The following is a 3703-nucleotide window of genomic DNA, read 5'->3' as shown; positions in this document are numbered from 1 at the left end:
AGGAAGATCGCCCGCCAGCCGAAATTGTCGGCAATCAACGCACCGGCAACCGGCCCCAACGCCGGCACGAAAGCCAACATCGAGCTGAACAGGCCGTAAATGACGGCACTTTCGGCTCTTTGCGCATAGGCGTCGCGAACCGTTGCGAAGGTTGCAACGAGAATGGCGGACGCACCAATGGCCTGCACGACGCGCAGGACGACGAAGACAGCGGCCAGCGAGGTGCTGGCGAGCAGAAAGGAAGCGCCTGAAAACAAAAGCGCGCCACCGATCAGCACCGGGCGCCTGCCGATCCTGTCGGAAATCGGGCCGAAGACGACTTGGCCGAGCCCAAGACAGATCATGTAGAGGCTCAGCGTCAGCTGGATGACATCAGGCGATGTCTCGAGGATCCCCGGCATCGCCGGGACAATCGGGAGGTAGATGTCCATGGCCAGCGAGGCCAGGATGTCGAAGGGCGCCATCAGCATCATGGCTGCTGGCAGGGAAGTGGTCCATGTCGGGTTTTTTGGAAAAGGCATGATTGAACATCCGCTCAAATGGCTACATTTGGCGGCGATCTGCCGTTCTCAATGAAGATGGGAAATGACGGGCCGCCGCAACAACGAAGTGCTGTTGCGGCCTACTTGTCTGCTGACTTGCTGGTTCCCATAAACGCTATCCCGGAAAATGATGGCGCGAATATTCTCTCGAGTGCGCTCCCGTTTCCCTAGCAGCCGAAGGTTGCACAGGCAACAGGATCAGCTTGATGCGCGTCAACGCGCCATCGCCGCCTCGAGCACCCTGAAAATCCGCTCGTCCGCGCATTGGGCAACGTTGAAGCGCAGGAAACGGCCAGCCGTTCCGGACAGGCTGAATGCGTTGCCGGGCGCCAGCACGATGTTGTCGGCCAGAGCGCGGCGGGCGACTTCGGCCGCATCGACGCCGTCCGGCAGGCTGCACCACAGGAAGAGGCCAGCCGGCTGGTCGATCCACGGCGTGATGCCGATCGCTTTCAGGTGGGCGGCCGTCTCGCCCATGGCGCGCGCAAGCTTCGCGCGCAGCAAATCCATGTGCTTGCGGTAGCTGCCGTCCTTCAGCAACGTCAGCACCAGTTCGGCTGCGAGCCGGCCGCCGCCGAAGGTCGTGGCGATCTTGAGGTCGGTCAGGGGCTCGATCCAGTCGTGCGGTGCGGCGATGAAGCCGCAGCGAACCGATGCCGACAGTGTCTTGGAGAAGCTGCCGATATGGACAACGCGGTTGAGACCATCGAACGCCGCCAGCCTGGGGGCGGGCGCATGTTCGAAATCGGCGAAGATGTCGTCCTCGACAATGGTCAATTGCGATTGATCGGCGAGTTTCAGCAGCCGGTGCGCGGTGACTGGCGACAGCACCGCGCCGGTCGGATTGTGGATGCCGGAATTGGTGATGTAGAGGCGTGGCCGATGCTCGGCCAACGCCTGCGCGAACAGATCGATATCCGGCCCCGACGGCGTGTAGGGAACGCTGACGACCTTGGCCCGGTGAGCGCGCAACAGGGCGTGGAAGTTGAAGTAGCAGGGGTCGTCGACCAGCACGGTGTCGCCGGGCTCGATCAGGAACCGGCACAGGAGGTCGATGGCCTGCGTACCTGATTCCGTCAGCATGATCTGCTCGGGCGAGGCCTCGATGCCATGCCCGGCCATGCGCCGCGCCAGCAATTGCCGCAGCGGTGGCAGGCCGAGCGGCGTGCCGTAATCGGCCAGTGCGACATCGTCGGCACGCGCCACCGTGCGCAGCGCCCGGCGCAGCCCTGCCTGTGGCATCCATGAAGCGGGCAGCCAGCCACAGCCGGGCTTCAGCATGTCATCGCCGGCCTCCAGGGACTGTCGCGAGATCCAGAGCGGATCGACGGCGCGGTCGAGGCGGGGGCCGATTTCGGCCAGCGACAGCGGCGCCAGCGATCCGGCGGCATAGAAGCCGGAGCCCGGCCGCGAGCGGATCGCGCCTTCGGCGGCGAGCCGCTCATAGGCTTCGACCACGGTGGATTTGGACACTCGCATGGATTTGGCAAAGGCGCGGATCGACGGCAATTGCCCTCCCGGCGTCAGGCTGCGCGCCGCGATCCGCTGGCGGATCGTCGCCATGACGCCTTCGACCAGCGTACCGCCGCTCTCGCTTCCTGTAGTCTGCTTGTCCATCCGTACTGCTCTGCTGACCATGACAGTTTTGCATAATTGTACCGCATTGTCTCTGGCGATACTACCGGCTCCGCGCGATACGGAGCCGACAAACGGAGCATACGATGGACAAGACCGCGAGTGGCTGGATGAATGGATTCATCGGCGTGTTGATCTTCAGCGGCTCGCTGCCGGCGACGCGGGTGGCGGTCAGGGAATTCGATCCGACATTCCTGACCTCGGCCCGAGCGGCGATTGCCGGCTTGCTTGGCCTTGCGCTGCTGCTCCTGTTTCGGCAGAAACGCCCGGAGCGCGGCGATCTGCTGTCGCTGGTGATCGTGGCACTTGGCGTGGTTGTCGGCTTTCCCTTGCTGACCGCGCTGGCGCTGAAGCACGTCACCACGGCCCATTCCATTATCTTCGTCGGCCTGCTGCCGCTGGCCACTGCGATATTCGGGGTGCTGCGCGGCGGCGATCGGCCGCGCCCGGCGTTCTGGTTGTTTTCATGCATAGGCAGTGCGCTGGTCGCGGGCTTTGCGCTGACGCAAGGCGTGACGGCCTCGCCGGTCGGCGACGGTCTGATGCTGGCTGCCATCATCGCCTGCGGCCTCGGCTATGCCGAGGGCGCCGCGCTGTCGCGCAGGCTCGGCGGCTGGCAAGTGATCTGCTGGGCGCTGGTGCTGTCGCTGCCGGTCATGCTGGTGCTGACGCTGATGACCATGCCGCCGTCGTTCGACGGCGTCGGCGTCAGTGCGTGGATGGGGCTTGCCTATGTCTCGCTGTTCAGCATGCTGATCGGCTTCGTGTTCTGGTATCGCGGGCTGGCGCAAGGCGGCATCGCCGCGGTCGGACAGTTGCAGCTGCTGCAGCCATTCTTCGGACTGGCACTGGCAGCGACGCTGCTGCACGAGCAGGTCAGCCCGCTGATGGTGGTCGTTACGCTTGGCGTCGTGCTTTGCGTCGTAGGCGCCAAGCGATTCGCAAAGCAGGAATTGCCACGACGCGCGATCGCCTGACGACGGTGCCGTCCTCGCCTAAAACTTCGTGACCACCCCAATCCCAATGCCCTCGAAGCCGCCCATCGCCATCAAGGCTGCGGGCGCCTCGTCGAGGCTGATCCTCTTGCCGACCAGCAGTTCGGGCTTCAGCTTGCCGTGGCGGATCATCTCCATCATCGCGGGGTAGCGATAGGCCTGCATGCCGTGACTGCCGAGGATTTCGAGTTCGAAGGCGATCACCTTGTCCATCGGCACCTGCGGCCGGGCGTGTTCGCCCAACATCAGGCCGACCTGCACATGGCGGCCGCGCCGACGCAGATTGGCGATCGAGTTGAACGAGGTGGTCGGGTGGCCGAGCGCGTCCATCGACATATGCGCGCCGCCATTGGTGATCTGCTTGACCGCCTTGACCACGTTCGGCGTCGTAGATGCATTGATGGTGGCGACGGCGCCGATCTTTTTGGCGAAATCCAGTTTCTCGTCGGTGAGATCGATGGCGATGACATTGGCGCCCATGGCGCTGGCAATCATAATCGCCGACAGGCCGACGCCGCCGCAGCCATGCAC

General features: G+C 64.2%; 4 protein-coding genes. 1 reads left to right on the top strand and 3 read right to left on the bottom strand.

What is annotated here, in order from left to right; genetic code table 11:
- Together EN925_RS27540 and EN925_RS27535 are read right to left on the bottom strand one after the other, a co-directional pair.
- On the bottom strand, positions 1-521 hold a 521-nt coding region (locus EN925_RS27540; protein ID WP_128337062.1), incomplete at its 3' end, for an MFS transporter.
- A gap of 234 nt (positions 522-755) precedes the next feature.
- On the bottom strand, positions 756-2159 hold the full coding sequence (locus EN925_RS27535; RefSeq protein WP_127369117.1) for a PLP-dependent aminotransferase family protein: 1404 nt from the start codon (positions 2157-2159) through the stop codon (positions 756-758).
- Positions 2160-2263: 104 nt separating this feature from the next.
- Here EN925_RS27535 and EN925_RS27530 point away from each other — a divergent pair, with 104 nt between their 5' ends.
- Positions 2264-3154 (top strand): DMT family transporter, encoded by an 891-nt coding sequence (locus tag EN925_RS27530; protein ID WP_027160452.1) that lies wholly within the window; start codon positions 2264-2266, stop codon positions 3152-3154.
- A gap of 18 nt (positions 3155-3172) precedes the next feature.
- Here EN925_RS27530 and EN925_RS27525 read toward each other — a convergent pair.
- A partial coding sequence (locus EN925_RS27525) for a zinc-binding dehydrogenase (RefSeq protein WP_164894426.1) occupies positions 3173-3703 on the bottom strand: 531 nt, incomplete at its 5' end.

Origin of the sequence: Mesorhizobium sp. M7A.F.Ca.US.006.04.2.1 (assembly GCF_004022915.1) — a bacterium.
In the GTDB taxonomy this organism is placed as follows: Bacteria; Pseudomonadota; Alphaproteobacteria; order Rhizobiales; family Rhizobiaceae; genus Mesorhizobium; species Mesorhizobium ciceri.
The sequence above is the reverse complement of the archived record's forward strand: the minus strand, read 5'-3'. Positions and strand labels throughout refer to the sequence as shown.

Excerpts from the sequence above, each read along its gene's own strand:
- EN925_RS27530 (WP_027160452.1), top strand. The coding sequence starts at position 2,264 with ATGGACAAGACCGCGAGTGGCTGGATGAATGGATTCATCGGCGTGTTG.
- EN925_RS27535 (WP_127369117.1), bottom strand. The coding sequence starts at position 2,159 with ATGGACAAGCAGACTACAGGAAGCGAGAGCGGCGGTACGCTGGTCGAA.